The following is a 16,831-nucleotide window of genomic DNA, read 5'->3' on the forward strand; positions in this document are numbered from 1 at the left end:
GAATTGAATCGAATTATTTTATAAAAGTATATATTGTTTTCATATGCTGAAGCATTATATTGTAATATTCCCTGTGATCCTTCCGTACTCAAACAATATCTGTACCGCCGCCATGGCTGCGGAGAAGCACATCATCCCGATCATAATGAAGACTGCCCAGCCGTCATATAAGAAATGCTGTTCCTTATTGATCACATAGGCGAGAATGACTTCCATTCCAAGACAAATCAGGATAAGCGGCCACAGTCTGAAAATAAAGGAATAGCTGATCAGGGAAGGCATAAGGATATGAGTCAGAAAGAGTCCTCCCATTCCGATAAGGGAAATGCCAAGGGTCAGAGTACCCACTCTTCTATTCCTGGTCGCAGTCATCAGCGTTCACCCCCTCCTCTTTCTCCCGGATCTCAATTTGTTTCTTTTTCCCAAGGATCAGGGTAACCCCGGCCCAGATGATCAGTACCCCGATGACCAGCTGCGGGAATATGCTGCTCAGATTGTAAATTGCAGAGTAAACTTCTCTGGGTAAAAAATCATACCTGTTAATGAGATACATGACAACGTTATTCCAGAGAGAATAAACCCCTACTGCAACCAATGCCGCCCCAATAATCAAGCTTTTTCTTTTTATAAATCCAAAATCGTAATTGGCAAGCTGATCAATGGTAAACAGGAAATAGTCTTCCTGGGTATAGAATTCCTCATCATCCTGAAAGGTTCTGTTGATGCAGTCAAAGAAGGCATAAAACCAGATTACCGGGGCCAAAAAAGCCAACGCTCCGATATTCAGAAAGGAGGCAACTGCCAATACCACAAAAAACAAGCCCATAAAAGAAATTCCCAGTTTCATGAAACCATTGAACATGTGACCTGCTCCCGGCAGGAAAGAAAATATCACCGTCCAAAACCTACTTCTCTTCTTTATCATTTAAATTCCTCCTCCAAATCGGTCAATTACTTGAATATGAATCAACTTATCAGAAAATCCCCTGAGATTTTCCGTAATGATATTCACTTTAGAAAAATCGGCTTCCGCAATCCTGCTCTCTCCCAGCAAGGTAATCCCATAGTTAAAGGTCCCGGAAAACAGCAGCACCAATGCTATGCAGGCAGCTACGCTTACTTTGAAGCCATAAAAATACAGTTCCCGTTTCCGGTTCCTTATCCTGCTGCCTGCTATGGATTTTGGAAGCTGCTCTATTTTAGTGAGAGATTCGGAAATAAAATCAGGCGGAGCGCTCAGCAAATCCCGGCTTTCATAGTTCCCAGCCAGGGCATCGGCACAATGGCTGCATTGGGAAATATGAGCTAGAGCGTTGCATTTGTCTTCTAAAGGAAGTATTCCTTTTTTCAATTTTAGGATCTCTTCCCGGGTCAAGTGTCTGTTTATGACCATCATCCGAATTCCTCCTTCCATAATTTACGAATCATCGATTTTGCCCTGTAAATTTGTGTCTGTACCGTTTTTAAATTTTTTCCGGTTTCCATCGCGATCTCCTGAGCATTCCGGTTTCTGCAAAAGTAAGAAAAGGCAATGGACTGATAGGGCTCCTTCAAAGAGCTGCAAAAATACTCCATCCTTTTCTCCAGATCCTTTTGAACGACCTTGTCCTCAGGGATGGGATCCTGGTCTTTCACCTGTTCCAGGAAATCATCCGTGGAAGGAATGTTTCTCCTCCCGGCACTTTTCAGATAATCCAGGCATTTGTTTGAAGCTATTTTAACGAGCCAGGCCTTCATATTTTCCCCATCGAACCGTTCAAGGTTTTTATAGGCTGCCACAAAGGTCTCCTGGGAAAGATCTTCCGCTTCGAAATAATCTCCTACCATGGAGTAGCAGATGGTGAAAATTAGCCCGGCATAGTCATTCATAGCAGCTTCTATTGTTTGTCCGTTTCTCTTCAGGATAATTCTCACCCTCCTTTCCATCCTCACTATTCAAAACTGTCATCCCCCCTGAAACAAATTTTGAATAGAATATCCCTTCTGCAAGATATAACGACGGAAACCTTGGATTGTCTTCAACTTTTTTGTGACACTAAAAAATTTCCATCATATAATGTATCATGCTTGGTAGACCTCTTTACATAGTAAACTAAAAACACTTAATTTACTATTAATCAAAAATATTAAAGAGAGGTTATCAGTTATGAAACGACATAGAAAAACCGGACACTATTTACCCGCACGAGTCCGCAGCAGTCTCTGCCAGACTTGCGGTACCAACGTGGACATCGAAAATATCGACTTTACCAATAATCAATCAAACCTTGTTTACATGGATAAAGTTTTTTCCTTCAATGAAGATACCTCCTGCCCGTTGCTCTTTAACTTGAATACCGGAGGCAGGAACACAGATGAGTTTACGGTAGAACTCACACTTTGCAGCAAGACAAACAGCTTAATCCCTTGCACGCTTTCACCCAATGCCGTATTCAACATCGAAAACTCTTTTGTTGTAGTTGAGTATTTTAACACAAGACCTCCTGGAAACATCAATGCATCTCAAGTAACAGTAGACGGCGAAACCGTTGATGCGGTAAAATACGCCAATGGTCAGTACACAGCAACAACTGCAAATGTACTTTCAGAAGTACAGAAACAAAGATGTCTGAACAGAAATCTTCCTACAAAAGTATTCTTCTTGATTACGAATGCGGGTCCTTGGGATTTCAGAGCCAGATTTGTTCTGGAAGGAACGGTAAATACTGATGGAAGAAATTGCTGCTTCCGCGCCGAAATTTTCAACACTCCGGGAACAAGCAACACTTCGCTTCCGCCAGGCAGTCTATCAAGCTTTGCCATACCGAACTTAAGTCTGCCCTGCAGCATAGACGGAATCTCACCCGATATCCTGTTCCAGTTCAATGCCAATATATCTCTGGTGAATCCAAGACTGGTAGTGAGAGATACCTCAAGACATCATAAACCTAGAGTTGCCGGAGCAGACGCTGAATTTGCAAATAGCTGCTGTCCGCCGCCATGTCCGCCATGCCCGGATGTAGAAGCCTTGAGTGTGTCCTTGATTTCGACCCTGGCAATTGAGCCTACTGTACATGTGCAAACCGTCCGCAGAACATTATTCTGTGTCAATGCTTGCGAAGCCCTTCAGCCTTGCCAAGGTAATGTACTCGCTGCCGAGGAAGAAGAGGAAGAAGACTGCGATTTATTCGGACCTGACTGCAGATGCGGCAGACCCCGACCCTTGCTTGAAGACGTTGCAGGAGAAACAATTGTAGATCGAATTCGAGACAGAAAATGTGATAATGACTGGCGCGATTTCAGAAAAGGATGCGGAGGTTTTGATGTAGGAGGAGTTACCGTAGGAGCAGGAGACTGTGACGACTGTGAAAACATTGAAGATCTTCGAATCAGAAGAGATGACAGAAAAAAACATGATGACGTCAGAGGAATCCGAGACGATCGTTTTTGCAGAGACAAAGTCTTAAGCGATATTTGTGATGACCTTCTGGACGACAGAGACTGTGACTGTGACGGAGCCGTAAGAGGGCTCGGCACTGATGGCACTTTTGGATGTGACTGTGACGGAGATGTCAGAGGAATAAGAACCAAATGCGACTGTGACGGCGGTAGAGTAGCAGGCGCAAGAACCTCGCCAAAAGTAAGAACTGCTTTCCAGTTTAATGGCTGTAACGGCTGCAGCTGGTAAGATAAATTCGGGCAGAAGATTTGATCTTCTGCCCTTTTTTTATTATACCGTCGTTTCCATTTTTTTATTTAGTTGTCTATGAGCTTCTTCACGCTTTCCGTCATTCGGCTCCACTCGGTCATCATTCTGCTATAATATTTCTTCCCTGAATCCGTGATTCGATAATATTTTCTTGCAGGACCTCCTGACGGTACGTCCTTCATATAGGTCTCCGTATAACCCTCTCCATGGATTCTGCGCAAGATGGTGTAAATGGATCCGTCATATACTTCCGGAAAAACATCCTGAATAATTTTCATGATCTCATAGCCATACATATCCTTTTTACCAAGCTGTATTAAAATACACATTTCCAAAACCCCTTTTTTTAACTGGGTATCCATGGAAGTCCTCCTTCCTAGTCTTCTAAAGGATTGGGATTACGCGTACCCTGATGAGCGGCTCCCCTTACGTCCACCACTCTGGTTTGTGCAGCAAGGTCATGAACGGTCTTGTGATCTTCCGTTGCACAGCCCCAAATAAAGGATCCAATGTTTAAAAAGCCCGAAAGCATGGAATTGGCAATGCACTTAATAGCCACGTCACGAAGCAGCGCATCGAGAAAGGAAAGTTTCTTTCCGTTGATCTTTACCACCCGCATTTTCAGGAGCCATTTCCCCGGCGTATAGCCATTGGTTGCCCAGAGAAAAAGAGCCGTAAAGAAATTAAATCCGCTTCCGATAAGAAATAGCATAAATAGTCTTCCCATGACTAAAGATCCCATCATTCCCGACATAGGTCTGACATTTACACCTACAGAAGGGTACTTCAATCCCATATAGGCAACGGGAGCGTAAAGCGCCAAAGCTAAAATAATAAAGACGGCACCTAGCAGAATACTGTCGATGATGTAGGCTCCCAACCTCCTCGACATAGGGCTTAGTTCCTGAAGAGGGATGTGTTTATCCGGCTCCACTATCTTATCAAATAGTTTGCTTGTTTTTTCATTAATATTTTTTTGAAAATCCGTATATTCCCGCTGGCCCCCAGAATTCCGGTGATTTGCCTGTCCGTCTGATCCGGATAGATCCTCCAGTATGGTCCGGGCGATCTTTGCCGGTGAGCCGATCTCAGCTGCAACAGCATCTTCGTTTAAACCTCCGGCGGTTTTGTTGTCAAATAGATCTCCATAATCCGATGTAATTTCATCTATATCCGCTTCTGAAAGCTTCCCGTCCAAAGCATTTCTAAGTTCCTGCAAAAACTCTTCCTTTTTCATCGTTACCTCCAAATTATAATTCCTTGCCCATCATTGAAGCACTCTGCTGTACATTCAACAGCAGTTCAAAGCATCCAACTGCTGTTCATTGCGTTCAACTTATTGCTAGATACATTCAACCTATTGTTCGATACACTCAACTACCATTTTATAATTAATAGTCGATTACAGCATAACATACTATTATTTATGAATCAATAGCTGCATACAAAAAAGCGGCTGATGCCGCTTCCGTCACGGAACTTCTTCGGCGGCTGCAGAGCCGCCTTACAGCCTTACCGGAACCGGCTGGCCAAGATGCATACTGTTCTGCGTTACGCTGCAATCAAAAGCGAGTACCTGTACTCCCTTTTTATCGGCATAACGCAAAGCTTCACCAAAAGCAGCGTGAGTCACATCATTAGGTTCGAAGTATAAAACATTTTTCATCTGAACTACAAACATGATATAGGCAAAAAAGCCCTGTTCCGCTGCCCGGCAGAGCTCCAATACATGCTTGACACCTCGATCCGTAGGGGCATCAGGAAAACGAGCCACTCCCGCTTCTTCAAGAGTAGCTCCTTTTACTTCAATAAATGCTTTTTCTCCTGTAATTCCTTCAATATAAAAGTCAAGTCTGGAATCACCGAAGGTGCTTTCGGGTTTTATCTTCAAAAGCCCTTCTTCCAGTCCGGGCAAAATGAGGTCACCGCTTTGCAAAGCTTCTGCCACTACCTTATTAGGTGCCAGAGAATCAATATTTACCAGTCGAATTTCAGATTCTGCGCTGTGATCTATCTTCTCTACCGCAACCAGGGAGTACCTGTTTTTACGGTTTCTAAGATCTGCTTCATGATCCTCAAGATATACGGCCGCCCCTTCCACCAGAAGCTCTTTGCATCGCCCGGTATTTTTTACATGGACTCTCTGAGGAATATCGTCAATGATAACATCTGCCAGAAAGCGATTGGGCCTGGAAAGAAACGTGCCCCTCTTTATCTTATTGTATTTCATAGGTTTCTCTTTTCTAATGTTTTTATCTATCTCTAAATTCTAATCATTAAACGCGGAACTGCTTGATGATGCCGGTAGCCATATAGTCAGCCATTTCCAGGGCCTGATCCTGAATCATATCGAAGATAACGATATCTTTTGTATATTCTCCAGAAATTCTGGCAACAGCAAGGTCCGTAGTCATTTTTAAATGCTCGTAAAGAAGGTTCTGCCAGGTCTGCCTATCCCAGAAAGGGTTGATGAGGGCGAGAAAATCAGCAATCTCATCGGCGTTATCATACCATTTTTTTGTATATTGTTCTACTGCCTTTGCATTTCCTTCTTTTGCACTGGTTACCAGTGCGCCTCCGATTTTCAAATGCTCTTCCAGCAAATTCCGAAAGATATTCGCCTTCTCTTTGCCGTAGTAGATTTCCAGAACATTGGCGAAGTCTGTTGGATTACGAAGAAGTCTTGCCGTAACTGCCTCCTGATCCATGAGTCCGGAAGCAATACTGATAATCAGAGTTCTTGTCCATAAGACATGCTCTATCCATAAAGTTCTGATTTCATTCAGCAAATTCATCTGACCAAAATGAATACAACTGGTTTTCCTTTCCAGCATATCAAGCGCGGTAACCATATCACACATCTCCTTTTTTTCTATTTTTTATAAAAGATATGCATGGACCACAGCTGATTATACGTATCTTTATCAAACATCGAACGATTTAGATCGTATCATATATTAAATCGTTGAATAATTCCTTCTGACATATAATCCGCCATCTGCATTGCTTGTTTTTCTATACTGTTATAAATGATAATATCCTCGGAAAAATTTCCTCCGAGCCTGGCAACCATTTGCGCTATGTTCATTTCAAGGTAATCATCCAAAAGATCCTTCCATTTTTCCTCCTCCCAGTAGGGGTTGACGGAAGAGAGAAAGGACGCTACATTGTCGGCGTTCTGATACAATCTTACCGTTGACTGATTTACCGTAACATCATCACCATTCTTCTCCGCTGTTATTAAGGCTTCCATAAGTAAGATATGTTGATTCAGCAAGTCTCTCAGTTGATTTGTCTGCTCCGGCTCATATATGTGGCTTAGCTCTGAGGCGAAGGCATCGGGTATTTGCGCCAGCCGGTCCCTGATATTGCCTGCATCACCCAATCCGGCGGCAGTACTGACCAAAAAAGCTCGGGTCCACATGGACAGATCTCCCCATGTCTGCCGAAGAGCGTTCATTAGATTCAGTTGTGCGTCCGAAATGGTGTATCGCTGCCGGTCTCTTATTTCATCCTGATTTTGCTGTTGGAACGAAATCATATCAAGCATCATCTCCTTTTCTATATAGTTAGATAATATGCAATATCATGATTATTCGTTCCCTGCTGACACCCCAGTCTTCCCTGTCTTCTTGCCTGCCGATCTTTATCCTAACCTTTTTCCTGCCTTCTTACCTGCCGATCTTTATCCTAACCTTTTTTCCCTGCCTTCTTACCTGCCGATCTTTATCCTAACCTTTTTTCCCTGCCTTCTTCTCTGACGATCCTGACTCGAAGTTACTTTACTCTGAAGTTTGCCGGCGCAAATCGGTAAACAAGAATTAATGCTGTAAGGATATACAGTAAAGTAGCTGCGATTACGGCAATGGTAAAGAATCCTGGCACCTTCCTGAGCTGCAGGCAGCCAAAGCATAGTAAATAGACGATGGTATTGATTACTCTGAAATACGGATTCTTTATGTTAAGCTCCGTCGTGTAAGGCTGCAGTACATAATACAGAAACAAATGATGTACCGAGAAAAAGACAGAGAGGCACAGGATAGAAACTACAAATAAAGCAAAATCCGAAATATGAAAGGAGATGCCTGTAATCAGGATGAAGGCCAGCAGCCCAATGCTGATGGCGGCACCCGTAATGAGATTTAATCCGGTGATTTTTTTTAGTCTGACCATAAAATTCTTTAAAATCACATCTCTATCCCGATAAAATCCATATCGCAGGAGACTGATGTCACAATTATAGAACATGGCTCTGCAAACCCTGTCGCCGATTGAAGTAAAATACATGACAAAAACAAAGGACGGAAGAAGCCCTGATAAGGATTGATCCAGTACTCCCACCATTCCGGGAAACAGAAAAGCAGCCGCCGTACTTGCAGCAAAGACAACACCAATGATAAAAAGCCATCTTATGATAGGTGTAACCAGCAGCTTTTTATGCCGTTCAAAGAAAATGGCATTTAAATATTCATACCCTTTTTTGTCTTCGAATTTTCCGGAGGATAAAACCGCTTCACTGAAGTCACTTTCCTTTACTCTTACATTACTGAACATGGCTTCGCTTTTTATTTTATTCATATCCAGCATCATATCATCGCTTTTTACCGAAGCAATCACCACTTTTTTGTAATCCCGAAACCTTATCATGTAACGAATACTTGCAAACGTACCGGTAAAAACGATCAGGATAAAAGGCAGGCTGAACAGGATGCTCTCTATCGGCCAGATTGTTTTCAAATAGAAAGGCAAATATGCCGCTGCGAGAGCGGGTATGATCACAAGCCATTGTACAGCAAATTTTTTAGGGAACAGGATTCCGGTTTTTTGGAAAAGCAAAAGCTGCAGTCCCTCGCTGATAAAGCGGAAAGCTGTAAGCAGCAAAAGCAGTAAAACCGCCTTCCGCCCGTTCCCCCCCATCATCAGGTACGGAAAGAATACCGAGGGAAAGTAGTAAATAAAATTGGACAGATGTCTTGTCAATACCGCAGAGATCTCATAGTCTCTTGCACGGAATCTCATCAGTCTGACACAGATATATTTGATCTTTCCGGGTTCCATTAAGGCAGAAATCTGCACGGTGCCCCCAATAAAATAAAGAAAAAAGAAAAGATGAACAAAGGCCTCCGGAAGCGTTGTTGACTCCAGTTTTTCGGAAATAAAAAACAAAGGAAGAAAAATCATCAATCCCAGGATCATGAACTTTCCAAGGAATTTTCGGATGATATTCAACAGCAGCATGATAACGGAAGCGGTAAGCTTCAGGTCACTATCCCCGTAAATCCGGTCGGGTATCTGTTTCCCAATGAGGGGAAGCTTCTTGATATAATAAATGCCGAGATTGGTATAAACCGCAGTTTGGATGCGATAGATTGTAAGAGGTATCCTCATCACTTTTTTCATTTTACTGCACCTCTTTGCCCTGTCCGCCGGACTCCTGGCTTTCTCCTTCATCTCCCAGCATTTCAATAATTCGATCTTCAAAATCACGGCTATGGAGCAATTCATGGTCTACCTTCTGCAGCCTGCCTTTTGAAAGCACTACAATTTCATCGCACAAATCAGAAGCCAGCTGTAAAATATGGGTCGAGAAAATAATAATATGAGTCTCTTTCATTTCTCTCAGAAGCTTTTTCATCTCGAGGGCTACCACTACATCAAAGGAGGTTAGAGGTTCATCCAGCAGGATTACCGGGGGTTTACTGATCATAAAGCAAAGCATCTGCAGCTTATTTTTCATTCCGTGAGAATAGCCTTTGATCAGGCGATGCTTATCGGAGGCTTCCAGTTTTACCATGTCAAAATAATCGTCTATGGTTTTGTCAATGGAAACCTTATCTTTGTTAATATCAATAAAAAATTTTAAAAATTCATAGCCTGTCAAAAATTCCGGCAGGATGGGAGTGGAGAATACATAGCCGATATCATCCGGGGCCAGTTTCTCAGAATGGTTATCATTGCCGTTTTCTCGCTTATCGTTAATAAGCAATTTACTGCCCTGATCCAATTCCAATTCGCCGGATAGGCAATTGAATAACGTCGTTTTGCCTGCTCCATTTCTTCCCAGCAGGCCATAGATTTTTCCCTGCTCAAAGGTAAAGCCTGCCCCTTTTAAAACCTGTTTTTCACCAAAACTTTTATGAATATTATTGATTTCCAACTTCATATTTCCCGTACTCCCTTTGAAATTTTATCATTCATTTTAAATCATCTTAGGTTCAATCGATCAGTAGGTGACTTCCTTAAAGAACCCTTTCAATTCTACTTTTGTTTCCTTGGAGAGCTCCGTATCCCGGATACCTCTCACCGCTCCTTCCAGCCCATAGAGCATATGAATGCAGGCGGTAGGATCCAATTGTCTTATTTTCAGGAAAGCTTCTTTGCTTCCGATTTGAATTAATTTTTCCGGAGTATCAATCCCTGCCTCCTGTAATAATCCTTCAGCCACCTTGCCGATATTGGGAAGACTTTGTAATTTGCCCATCGTAATCCTTCTTTCTTGATTCGCGCGGAAGCGCTTACTTCTATAATAAAAAAATACCATTGACTTCGGAAAAGTTCAATGATATACTAAAATTTAGTTTACTATATAAATATATAATTATATTTACCCAATTATAATATACCACGCAATTGACCTTTTGTCAATAGTAAACTAAAAAATTTTTTTGAAAGGGTGATTTTCCATGAGTATTGACTTTCTGCCAACGGAGCTGCTTCGGCAGGCTGCCATTACGGAAGTATTGAAATGCAACGAAATTACTGCAAGATATGGCCTATCCCTATCTGCGCCGGAAGTACATCAGCTTGTTGAAACTCGGGATGAAGTTCTGAAAAGCAATGGGCGAATAGAATTTTCAGGCGGAATCATCAATAAATTAATCATTGAATTTTGTGATTCCCCCTACCTTTCTCAATTTCATTATGCACCTACTTTAAATGAGCTCATTGAAACCTTTTACTATTTTAAAAATGAATCTCTGGATGAAATCAGCGATGATGAATTGCTTTCCCTGATGAAGGAATACTTTGACCGGCGATGCCAAGGCTCCATAGAACTGCTCCAGAGCAGAGAATTAGAGTTGCTGGCGCGCAATATTCGCTATGGTACCACTGATTATACGGATCTCGACTATGGCGAAGAAGAAGATCCGGACAGGGAATGGGACGAGGAGGATTGGGATGAACAATATTGAGAAAACTTTTATTACAGTTGAAAAACCTTTTATCACGATAGAAAAAGATTCTATGAACGCCGGAGATTTCTTTCAAGGGCTTCTGGAAAAGGCATTCCGCATCAACCTGCTGTCGAAATCCGAAATCGAAAAAATTCAGCTTCAAATCATCCGGCTGATGGCGGTAAGGGCTGAACGTTATACCAATGGAGAAAGCAGTTCCGTTACTGTGGAAACGGGCCAAAGCCTCCATCAAACCATTTTTTATACCCTTGGTTTCTATTTTAAGAGCCTGCCAAATATAGAAACATGCATTGAAATGCTGAAAAAAGAATCCGTATCAGACTTATATCAGAAGGGGTTAACCTTGCTGGAGCAGCAATTCCATTACGGAAAATGTCTGTTAGAATCGGTTAATGCTGCCCGTCTTACCACGGACCTTATGGCCTACAATGACACTTTGGATCAGGGACTGCCCCCATTCTTTTCCTGCTACGATTTTGATTTTGCCGCCCAGGAAAATCCCGGATCCGTCGATTATCCGCTGGCCCTTGATAAGACGGAGTTAACGGGAATTGAATATATGAATCACTATCTGGAAACATTACTCCTTGAAAATCAATTTTGCATTCGCTTTTCAAATGAGAACATTCATCATCTACTGAGGGGATACGACCCACATTATCAAGAGCTGCTAATCAACATCTTCTTTCTGGTATTCACCAATGCGTTGGGAGCTGTACTGACAGACCGTTCCCCATTGGAACTGGATGTCAGTGTTCACGCCGCCGGCTTACTGCAGCAAAAGCTCTCACCTTACAGCAAAGAGGAGCTCGAAAATCTGCTGAAGGAAGCCGTGATGACCCTGTGCCTTGCATGCAACCTCTCCGAGCCAAAGCTACAGCAATACCTTTTAAAGAATATCCGGCCTTTGGCGGCAAGATTGAAGCAGAGTTTAGAAAAAAACAGAATAGGGGAATTCTTCATTTCCTTCCGACAGACAGATCCGTCTTTTGTATTGCAGTATACGGATGATAGGAAGATGAATGATACTGCATTTAGAACGCTCGCTGACGCGATCAGAGAATGCAGATACGTTTCCGATAAAATCGCAATCCTAAAGAGTGAAGTTGCCAGCATTGCGGACATTATTGATCTGCTGGAAGGCTCCTGCTTTTTTGAAAAGGAATATGATGATGTTTTTAAAGCTCTGGAAGAGACAGAACTGGCAATTTTATTAAAAAAATTACCAATAGACCCTATTTTAAAGAGGATCAGAACAGAAGATATTAATAAGGATTGGCAATATCGATTCTATGAGTATCTTGATATGTTGGATCCTGCAAAGAAGGAGACTCTTTACCAGCTTTCTTTCCGGATTCAATTAGGCTGACGGATCATCCTTTTCTTTTCTGTCGAACTGGAGTATAATCTGTGGTAAAGAGAATCCCGTTTTTCACCGTTCACACTGTTTACACCATTCACACCGTTCACAAGGAGGAAACCGCAATGCAGCAGAAGCTAACCTTTACTATGGAAAACTACCTGGAAGCTATCTATGAGCTTTCAAAGAGCGGAAATGGAGCCCGAATATCGGATATTGCAGAGAAGCTGAATGTAACAAAAGCGAGTACCAATAGTGCGATGGCTACCCTTTCCGAAAAAGGCCTTATTACCAATGAGAAATATAAAGAAGTATTCCTCACACCGGAAGGCTATAAACTTGCCGAATTCACTTCAAAAAAGCACCATGTCATCCATCAGTTTCTTACTTCCGTCCTGAATATCGATTCCGGAATTGCCGATAACGATGCTTGCGCAATCGAACATGTCATCAGCAGCGATTCCATACTGGCTATGCAAAATTTCATGGCAGAATATATAAAATAGAGGATTCCGGCCATAAATGACGCTTGAGATCAACACAACCGTTATCCTTGAAAGTGATCCCTTCTTTTAACAGAAGTTCTTTTTGCTCTCCCCAATGCGGTACAAGCCTTCCCTGATGGTTTACCACTCTATGGCATGGAGCATCTTCAAAAAAGGAAGCGTAATGCATGGCCTGCCCCACCATTCTTGCACATTGAGGCTGGCCTAACATTTGAGCAATGGCACCATAAGTGCTGACTCTTCCCATCGGAATCTCGTGTACGAGTTTATATACATTTTTATAAAATTCGATTCGTTTCATCTTTTCACCTGCTCTCTACTTCCCGGCCATGACTTTTCAGCCCAAGCTTTTGTGTTCATTATAGCATAAATCCTGTTTGATTTTTCTTTTTTTCCGTTGCAAATGCAACGTCCGGTATATTTTTCTCTACTATACTAAAAATAGAAGTAAATATTGGAGGTGTTATGATGAGTAAAGAAATTAACAATCGGGAATACAGGCAAAAGGTCATTCAGGATCTGATCGCACAGCTTCACGAAGGGAAAACGGTAGATGAGGTCAAGCAACAGTTCGCAGAGGCATTCGAGGGCGTTTCAGCAGCAGAAATTTCCGAAGCGGAACAAGGGCTCATTTCGGAAGGGCTCCCTGTTGAAGAGGTTCAACGGCTTTGTGATGTTCACGCTTCTATTTTTAAAGACTCCATCCAGGAGGTACAGGAGCAGCAGGATTTTTCCAGAATTCCGGGGCATCCGGCACAGGTGGTAAAGCTGGAAAACCGTGCCATAGAAGAGCTTCTGGAACAGAAAATCGGCCCGCATCTGCAGACTTTAGCCAAGTCACAGGACAAATCGGCGATCCATGCTTTGCGAGAGGATTTTACCCTTTTATCACAACTGGATCTGCATTATATCAAAAAAGAGAACCTGTTGTTCCCCTATATGGAAAAGTATGGCATTACCGCACCGCCGAAGGTTATGTGGGGAGTAGATGATGAAATTCGTGCACAAATAAAGGAATGTATCCGAAGCCTTGAAAATTATGAGGGGAATCTGTCTCAACTGAAGGAAGCCATTGAATCCGCCGTTCATCGAATCAGGGAAATGATCTTCAAAGAAGAGAACATCCTCCTTCCTATGCTTCTGGAGACCCTGACTCTGGAGGAATGGAAGTCGATTTCCAATGAAATGAAAGATTTGGGCTACTGCCTTATTGATAAGGTACCGGATTGGAATCCCGGCCAGCAGACGGCGACAGAAACCGAGGCGGCTTCCGCGGCTCTCTCCGGCAATATCCTGCTGCCTACAGGGGTCTTCTCTATCAACGAATTAGAAGGAATTCTGAATACGCTGCCGATTGATATCACCTTTGTCGATAAGGACGATGTCGTCAAATATTTTTCTCAGGGAGCAGAGCGTGTATTCCCCAGAACAAAAGCAATTATTGGACGCAAGGTGGTAAATTGTCATCCCCCGGCGAGCGTTCATATTGTAGAAGGCATTGTTGCCGATTTTAAATCCGGAAAAAAAGACCACGAAGATTTCTGGATTAAAATGGGGGAAAAGTATGTCTATATCCGTTATTTTGCAGTCCGGGACCAAAAAGGCGAGTATTTGGGAACCCTGGAAGTAACGCAAAATATTGCCCCTATTCAGGAAATTACCGGAGAAAAACGATTGGTTTCCGATTAGGTTTCTATAGAAAGTATAATAGGGCAGCCATGTAAAGCTCTTTACTTGGCTGCTTTTTATCTGCCAGGAAACCGTTGGGCTCCGGGCGGAAGCAGCGAAGCCATTATTTTATTGATTATCGCAATCAAATGCTCTATAATTAAATTAATTCATTTTTTTAACTATTTAATTATAGAACTACTAAACAAGTTGAAGGAGGATCCCGGTGGACCCGAATATGAATACCGTAACCGAAAAAATATTTCAATTGATTCCCTTATTGAACAGGACACTCAGCATTGCCAGCATTAAAGCAAGCAACGATTTTTCAAGACATCATCATGAAATACTCTTTATCCTGTCAGAGTATGAGTATCTGACCATGTCGGATATCGGAAAATTTTTATTTATCTCAAAACCAAATACGACGAATTTAGTGGATAAATTGATTCAGCAAGGGCTGGTCAAACGCAGTGCTCATGAAAAAGACCGACGGGTCATCCTGGTCAGCATCACAGAAGAAGGCAGGAAAGTGTTTCGGGCTACCCTGGAGCAATTGAAAGGCAACGCAGAAGAAAATCTGGTGTATTTAACTGCAGAAGAACGAATAAAAATCAGCGAGTCGCTGGACACGCTCCATCAGTTGCTTAGAAAGGCATTAAAAGAATAAAAGTCCAGCTAAGAAATGTCAATAGGAGGTATTATTATGTCATCAGTTCAAACTATGAAAACCTGGGCTCGTGAGATCAAGTATCAGGAGGATTTGCCAAGAGCATTTACGGATACCTTTCATTCTTTCGTCCGTCAGGATGCGGAATTCCCCTATACTGTATTCTCTCCTCCCTACCGGAATAAAAGAGGCAGATCAGATGCCTGCCTGCTTTTTACACAAGATAACAAGATCTTTATTCTTACAAATGTAAAAGGAAAGATTTCCACTATTATCTATCCATTTCAATCGATTGATTATATCGAACACGGAACGATTCTGCTCACTTCCTGGATCAAGCTGGAAGGTCTTACTACGGACAACCAAACGACGACCACCATCATAGAATTCAATACCGTCATCGATTCTCTCTTTCTTAAATTTATCTCTATCATTAGAAGTACATTCATTTCCGCAGATCCCGAGGACCAGCCTGATGAGAAAAGTAAACTGAATTACCTCAGAGCGGTAAACTTTAAGTTTATGAATTATGCAAAGCAAAGCATAATGCCGGGTGAAACCATAAGCAACAGCTTGTTTCAGTCTGCCATTTTGCAGCCGCGGTTAAAAATACTCAGCAAAACACTGTTCAGGCAGCTATCCCCTTCTCATTTACATATCCTGACGGATCAAGAACTGATTTTGGTCTGTGACCCGGAATCCCAAAAGCTTGCGGATTATGGGGGAATCTGGATTTACATACCCATCGGGCGCATTCGGTCCCGATCCCGTTTTTACGATAAAAGTAAAGGATTGTATGTTTTGCAGATACAGCTCCTAGGCGGGAAAGAAATTCTTTCCTATTTTGAGGAAAGCAACGAAGATCATATGAAAGGCTTTTATCAGGAAATAAATTAAGCATTCATGATGAACTTTCTGATTGCGGCAGCTACTCCTTGTTCATTATTGGATAAGGTGGTATGATCGGCGCATTCTTTCACCTGTGTTTCCGCATTTGCCATAGCGACGGCACAACCGGCAAAGTTTAACATGGATAGATCATTGCCGCTGTCTCCGACAGCCATGATTTGCCTGTTCTGGATTCCCAGGCGTTCTGCCAGGATTTTTACGCCGAAGCCCTTTGAGGCCCCCAGCGGTACCAGGTCGATGTAGTACTTTCCCGATTTCATAACATTTACCTTTTCACTAAAGGCAGCCTGCAATTCTGCCAGCATGCCGTCAATAAGCTCTTCCCTCTCATCGGTAACGATGATTTTGGTAACAGCTTCGGCCTCCTTGCCCTCCGTAAGATGTTCCGAAATTTCCGGCTCGGTGGCATGGTTGGTTCTATGCATAGCAACGGTAAAGTCATCCTTCATATTGACAATAGCACGGTCGCAATCACCATAAACTACGCTGCAGACGTATTGTTTCTGATTGCAAAAGTCCATGATTTCCCTGCATGTCTCATAGGGGATTTCCCGGCAGATACGAAGTTTTCCCGTCTCATCTCTTAAGATCGAACCGTTATGTAAGACCATGGGCTGGTCGATTTCCAATTCCTCCAACACTTTTTTCGCGGTTTTATACGGGCGGCCGGTTGCTATAACAAAGGTAATTTGTTTTTTCACAACTTCTTTGATCAAATTTTTTGTTTCTGCCGGAATTTTCATTTCATCCGTCAGCAGGGTTCCGTCTAAATCGACTGCTACTAATTTTATCATGATCCTCCTCTTTCTCAAAAGCCAGTGCTTTTATTATGCT

General features: G+C 42.5%; 21 protein-coding genes. 7 read left to right on the forward strand and 14 right to left on the reverse strand.

Annotated elements, in window-relative coordinates:
* Positions 1 to 54 precede the first annotated feature (54 nt).
* From KCX82_RS04270 to KCX82_RS04285, 4 genes are read right to left on the reverse strand one after another with little or no spacing between them, the layout of a single operon-like run.
* The gene (locus tag KCX82_RS04270; RefSeq protein WP_227017204.1) at positions 55 to 372 is read right to left on the reverse strand and encodes a hypothetical protein; all 318 of its coding nucleotides are present in this window, start codon (positions 370 to 372) and stop codon (positions 55 to 57) included.
* On the reverse strand, positions 353 to 925 hold the full coding sequence (locus KCX82_RS04275; protein WP_227017205.1) for a hypothetical protein: 573 nt from the start codon (positions 923 to 925) through the stop codon (positions 353 to 355). The genes KCX82_RS04270 and KCX82_RS04275 overlap by 20 nt, the downstream gene beginning before the upstream one ends.
* Positions 926 to 1,396, reverse strand: a complete 471-nt coding sequence (locus tag KCX82_RS04280; protein ID WP_227017206.1) for a hypothetical protein — start codon at positions 1,394 to 1,396, stop codon at positions 926 to 928.
* Complete coding sequence (locus KCX82_RS04285) at positions 1,393 to 1,914, reverse strand: RNA polymerase sigma factor (protein ID WP_405127666.1); 522 nt, start codon at positions 1,912 to 1,914, stop codon at positions 1,393 to 1,395. The genes KCX82_RS04280 and KCX82_RS04285 overlap by 4 nt, the downstream gene beginning before the upstream one ends.
* Positions 1,915 to 2,146: 232 nt before the next feature.
* On the opposite strand from KCX82_RS04285, the gene KCX82_RS04290 reads away from it, so the two are divergent.
* Positions 2,147 to 3,667 (forward strand): hypothetical protein, encoded by a 1,521-nt coding sequence (locus tag KCX82_RS04290; RefSeq protein WP_227017207.1) that lies wholly within the window; start codon positions 2,147 to 2,149, stop codon positions 3,665 to 3,667.
* A gap of 68 nt (positions 3,668 to 3,735) precedes the next feature.
* On the opposite strand, the gene KCX82_RS04295 is transcribed toward KCX82_RS04290, so the two are convergent.
* The 8 genes from KCX82_RS04295 to KCX82_RS04330 form a co-directional block, all read right to left on the reverse strand.
* On the reverse strand, positions 3,736 to 4,050 hold the full coding sequence (locus KCX82_RS04295; RefSeq protein WP_227017208.1) for a PadR family transcriptional regulator: 315 nt from the start codon (positions 4,048 to 4,050) through the stop codon (positions 3,736 to 3,738).
* A gap of 14 nt (positions 4,051 to 4,064) precedes the next feature.
* Positions 4,065 to 4,925, reverse strand: a complete 861-nt coding sequence (locus tag KCX82_RS04300; RefSeq protein WP_227017209.1) for an RDD family protein — start codon at positions 4,923 to 4,925, stop codon at positions 4,065 to 4,067.
* Between the two features lie 267 nt (positions 4,926 to 5,192).
* Complete coding sequence (gene sfsA / locus KCX82_RS04305) at positions 5,193 to 5,918, reverse strand: DNA/RNA nuclease SfsA (protein WP_227017210.1); 726 nt, start codon at positions 5,916 to 5,918, stop codon at positions 5,193 to 5,195.
* Positions 5,919 to 5,964: 46 nt separating this feature from the next.
* Complete coding sequence (locus KCX82_RS04310) at positions 5,965 to 6,540, reverse strand: acetylglutamate kinase (RefSeq protein WP_227017211.1); 576 nt, start codon at positions 6,538 to 6,540, stop codon at positions 5,965 to 5,967.
* 98 nt (positions 6,541 to 6,638) lie between these two features.
* Positions 6,639 to 7,229 carry a hypothetical protein gene (locus KCX82_RS04315; RefSeq protein WP_227017212.1) on the reverse strand — a complete coding sequence of 197 codons (591 nt, stop codon included), beginning with the start codon at positions 7,227 to 7,229 and terminating at the stop codon, positions 6,639 to 6,641.
* Positions 7,230 to 7,465: 236 nt separating this feature from the next.
* Positions 7,466 to 9,088: a hypothetical protein gene (locus KCX82_RS04320; RefSeq protein ID WP_227017213.1), complete on the reverse strand. Its 1,623-nt coding sequence runs from the start codon at positions 9,086 to 9,088 to the stop codon at positions 7,466 to 7,468.
* A 1-nt stretch (position 9,089) separates the two neighbouring features.
* Entirely contained in the window at positions 9,090 to 9,851 is a 762-nt protein-coding gene (locus KCX82_RS04325; protein WP_227017214.1) for an ABC transporter ATP-binding protein, read from the reverse strand.
* A 60-nt stretch (positions 9,852 to 9,911) separates the two neighbouring features.
* The gene (locus KCX82_RS04330; protein ID WP_227017215.1) at positions 9,912 to 10,169 is read right to left on the reverse strand and encodes a TfoX/Sxy family protein; all 258 of its coding nucleotides are present in this window, start codon (positions 10,167 to 10,169) and stop codon (positions 9,912 to 9,914) included.
* Between the two features lie 202 nt (positions 10,170 to 10,371).
* On the opposite strand from KCX82_RS04330, the gene KCX82_RS04335 reads away from it, so the two are divergent.
* The 3 genes from KCX82_RS04335 to KCX82_RS04345 all read left to right on the forward strand — a co-directional run bounded on the left by KCX82_RS04335 (position 10,372) and on the right by KCX82_RS04345 (position 12,750).
* Positions 10,372 to 10,881 (forward strand): DUF6323 family protein, encoded by a 510-nt coding sequence (locus KCX82_RS04335; RefSeq protein ID WP_227017216.1) that lies wholly within the window; start codon positions 10,372 to 10,374, stop codon positions 10,879 to 10,881.
* Entirely contained in the window at positions 10,868 to 12,253 is a 1,386-nt protein-coding gene (locus KCX82_RS04340; RefSeq protein WP_227017217.1) for a DUF6179 domain-containing protein, read from the forward strand. The genes KCX82_RS04335 and KCX82_RS04340 overlap by 14 nt, the downstream gene beginning before the upstream one ends.
* 116 nt (positions 12,254 to 12,369) lie before the next feature.
* Entirely contained in the window at positions 12,370 to 12,750 is a 381-nt protein-coding gene (locus tag KCX82_RS04345) for a metal-dependent transcriptional regulator (protein WP_227017218.1), read from the forward strand.
* On the opposite strand, the gene KCX82_RS04350 is transcribed toward KCX82_RS04345, so the two are convergent.
* Complete coding sequence (locus tag KCX82_RS04350) at positions 12,728 to 13,051, reverse strand: MGMT family protein (protein ID WP_227017219.1); 324 nt, start codon at positions 13,049 to 13,051, stop codon at positions 12,728 to 12,730. The two genes, KCX82_RS04345 and KCX82_RS04350, sit on opposite strands and share 23 nt — an antisense overlap.
* 167 nt (positions 13,052 to 13,218) lie before the next feature.
* On the opposite strand from KCX82_RS04350, the gene KCX82_RS04355 reads away from it, so the two are divergent.
* The 3 genes from KCX82_RS04355 (at position 13,219) to KCX82_RS04365 (ending at position 15,985) form a co-directional block, all read left to right on the forward strand.
* Positions 13,219 to 14,439, forward strand: a complete 1,221-nt coding sequence (locus tag KCX82_RS04355) for a DUF438 domain-containing protein (protein ID WP_227017220.1) — start codon at positions 13,219 to 13,221, stop codon at positions 14,437 to 14,439.
* Positions 14,440 to 14,644: 205 nt separating this feature from the next.
* Positions 14,645 to 15,088 (forward strand): MarR family winged helix-turn-helix transcriptional regulator, encoded by a 444-nt coding sequence (locus KCX82_RS04360; protein WP_227017221.1) that lies wholly within the window; start codon positions 14,645 to 14,647, stop codon positions 15,086 to 15,088.
* A gap of 36 nt (positions 15,089 to 15,124) precedes the next feature.
* On the forward strand, positions 15,125 to 15,985 hold the full coding sequence (locus KCX82_RS04365; protein WP_227017222.1) for a hypothetical protein: 861 nt from the start codon (positions 15,125 to 15,127) through the stop codon (positions 15,983 to 15,985).
* On the opposite strand, the gene KCX82_RS04370 is transcribed toward KCX82_RS04365, so the two are convergent.
* Complete coding sequence (locus KCX82_RS04370; protein ID WP_227017223.1) at positions 15,982 to 16,791, reverse strand: Cof-type HAD-IIB family hydrolase; 810 nt, start codon at positions 16,789 to 16,791, stop codon at positions 15,982 to 15,984. The genes KCX82_RS04365 and KCX82_RS04370 overlap by 4 nt on opposite strands.
* Between the last annotated feature and the right edge of the window lie 40 nt (positions 16,792 to 16,831).

It is taken from the genome of Sinanaerobacter chloroacetimidivorans (assembly GCF_018128545.1).
GTDB classification, from domain to species: Bacteria; Bacillota; Clostridia; order Peptostreptococcales; family Anaerovoracaceae; genus Sinanaerobacter; species Sinanaerobacter chloroacetimidivorans.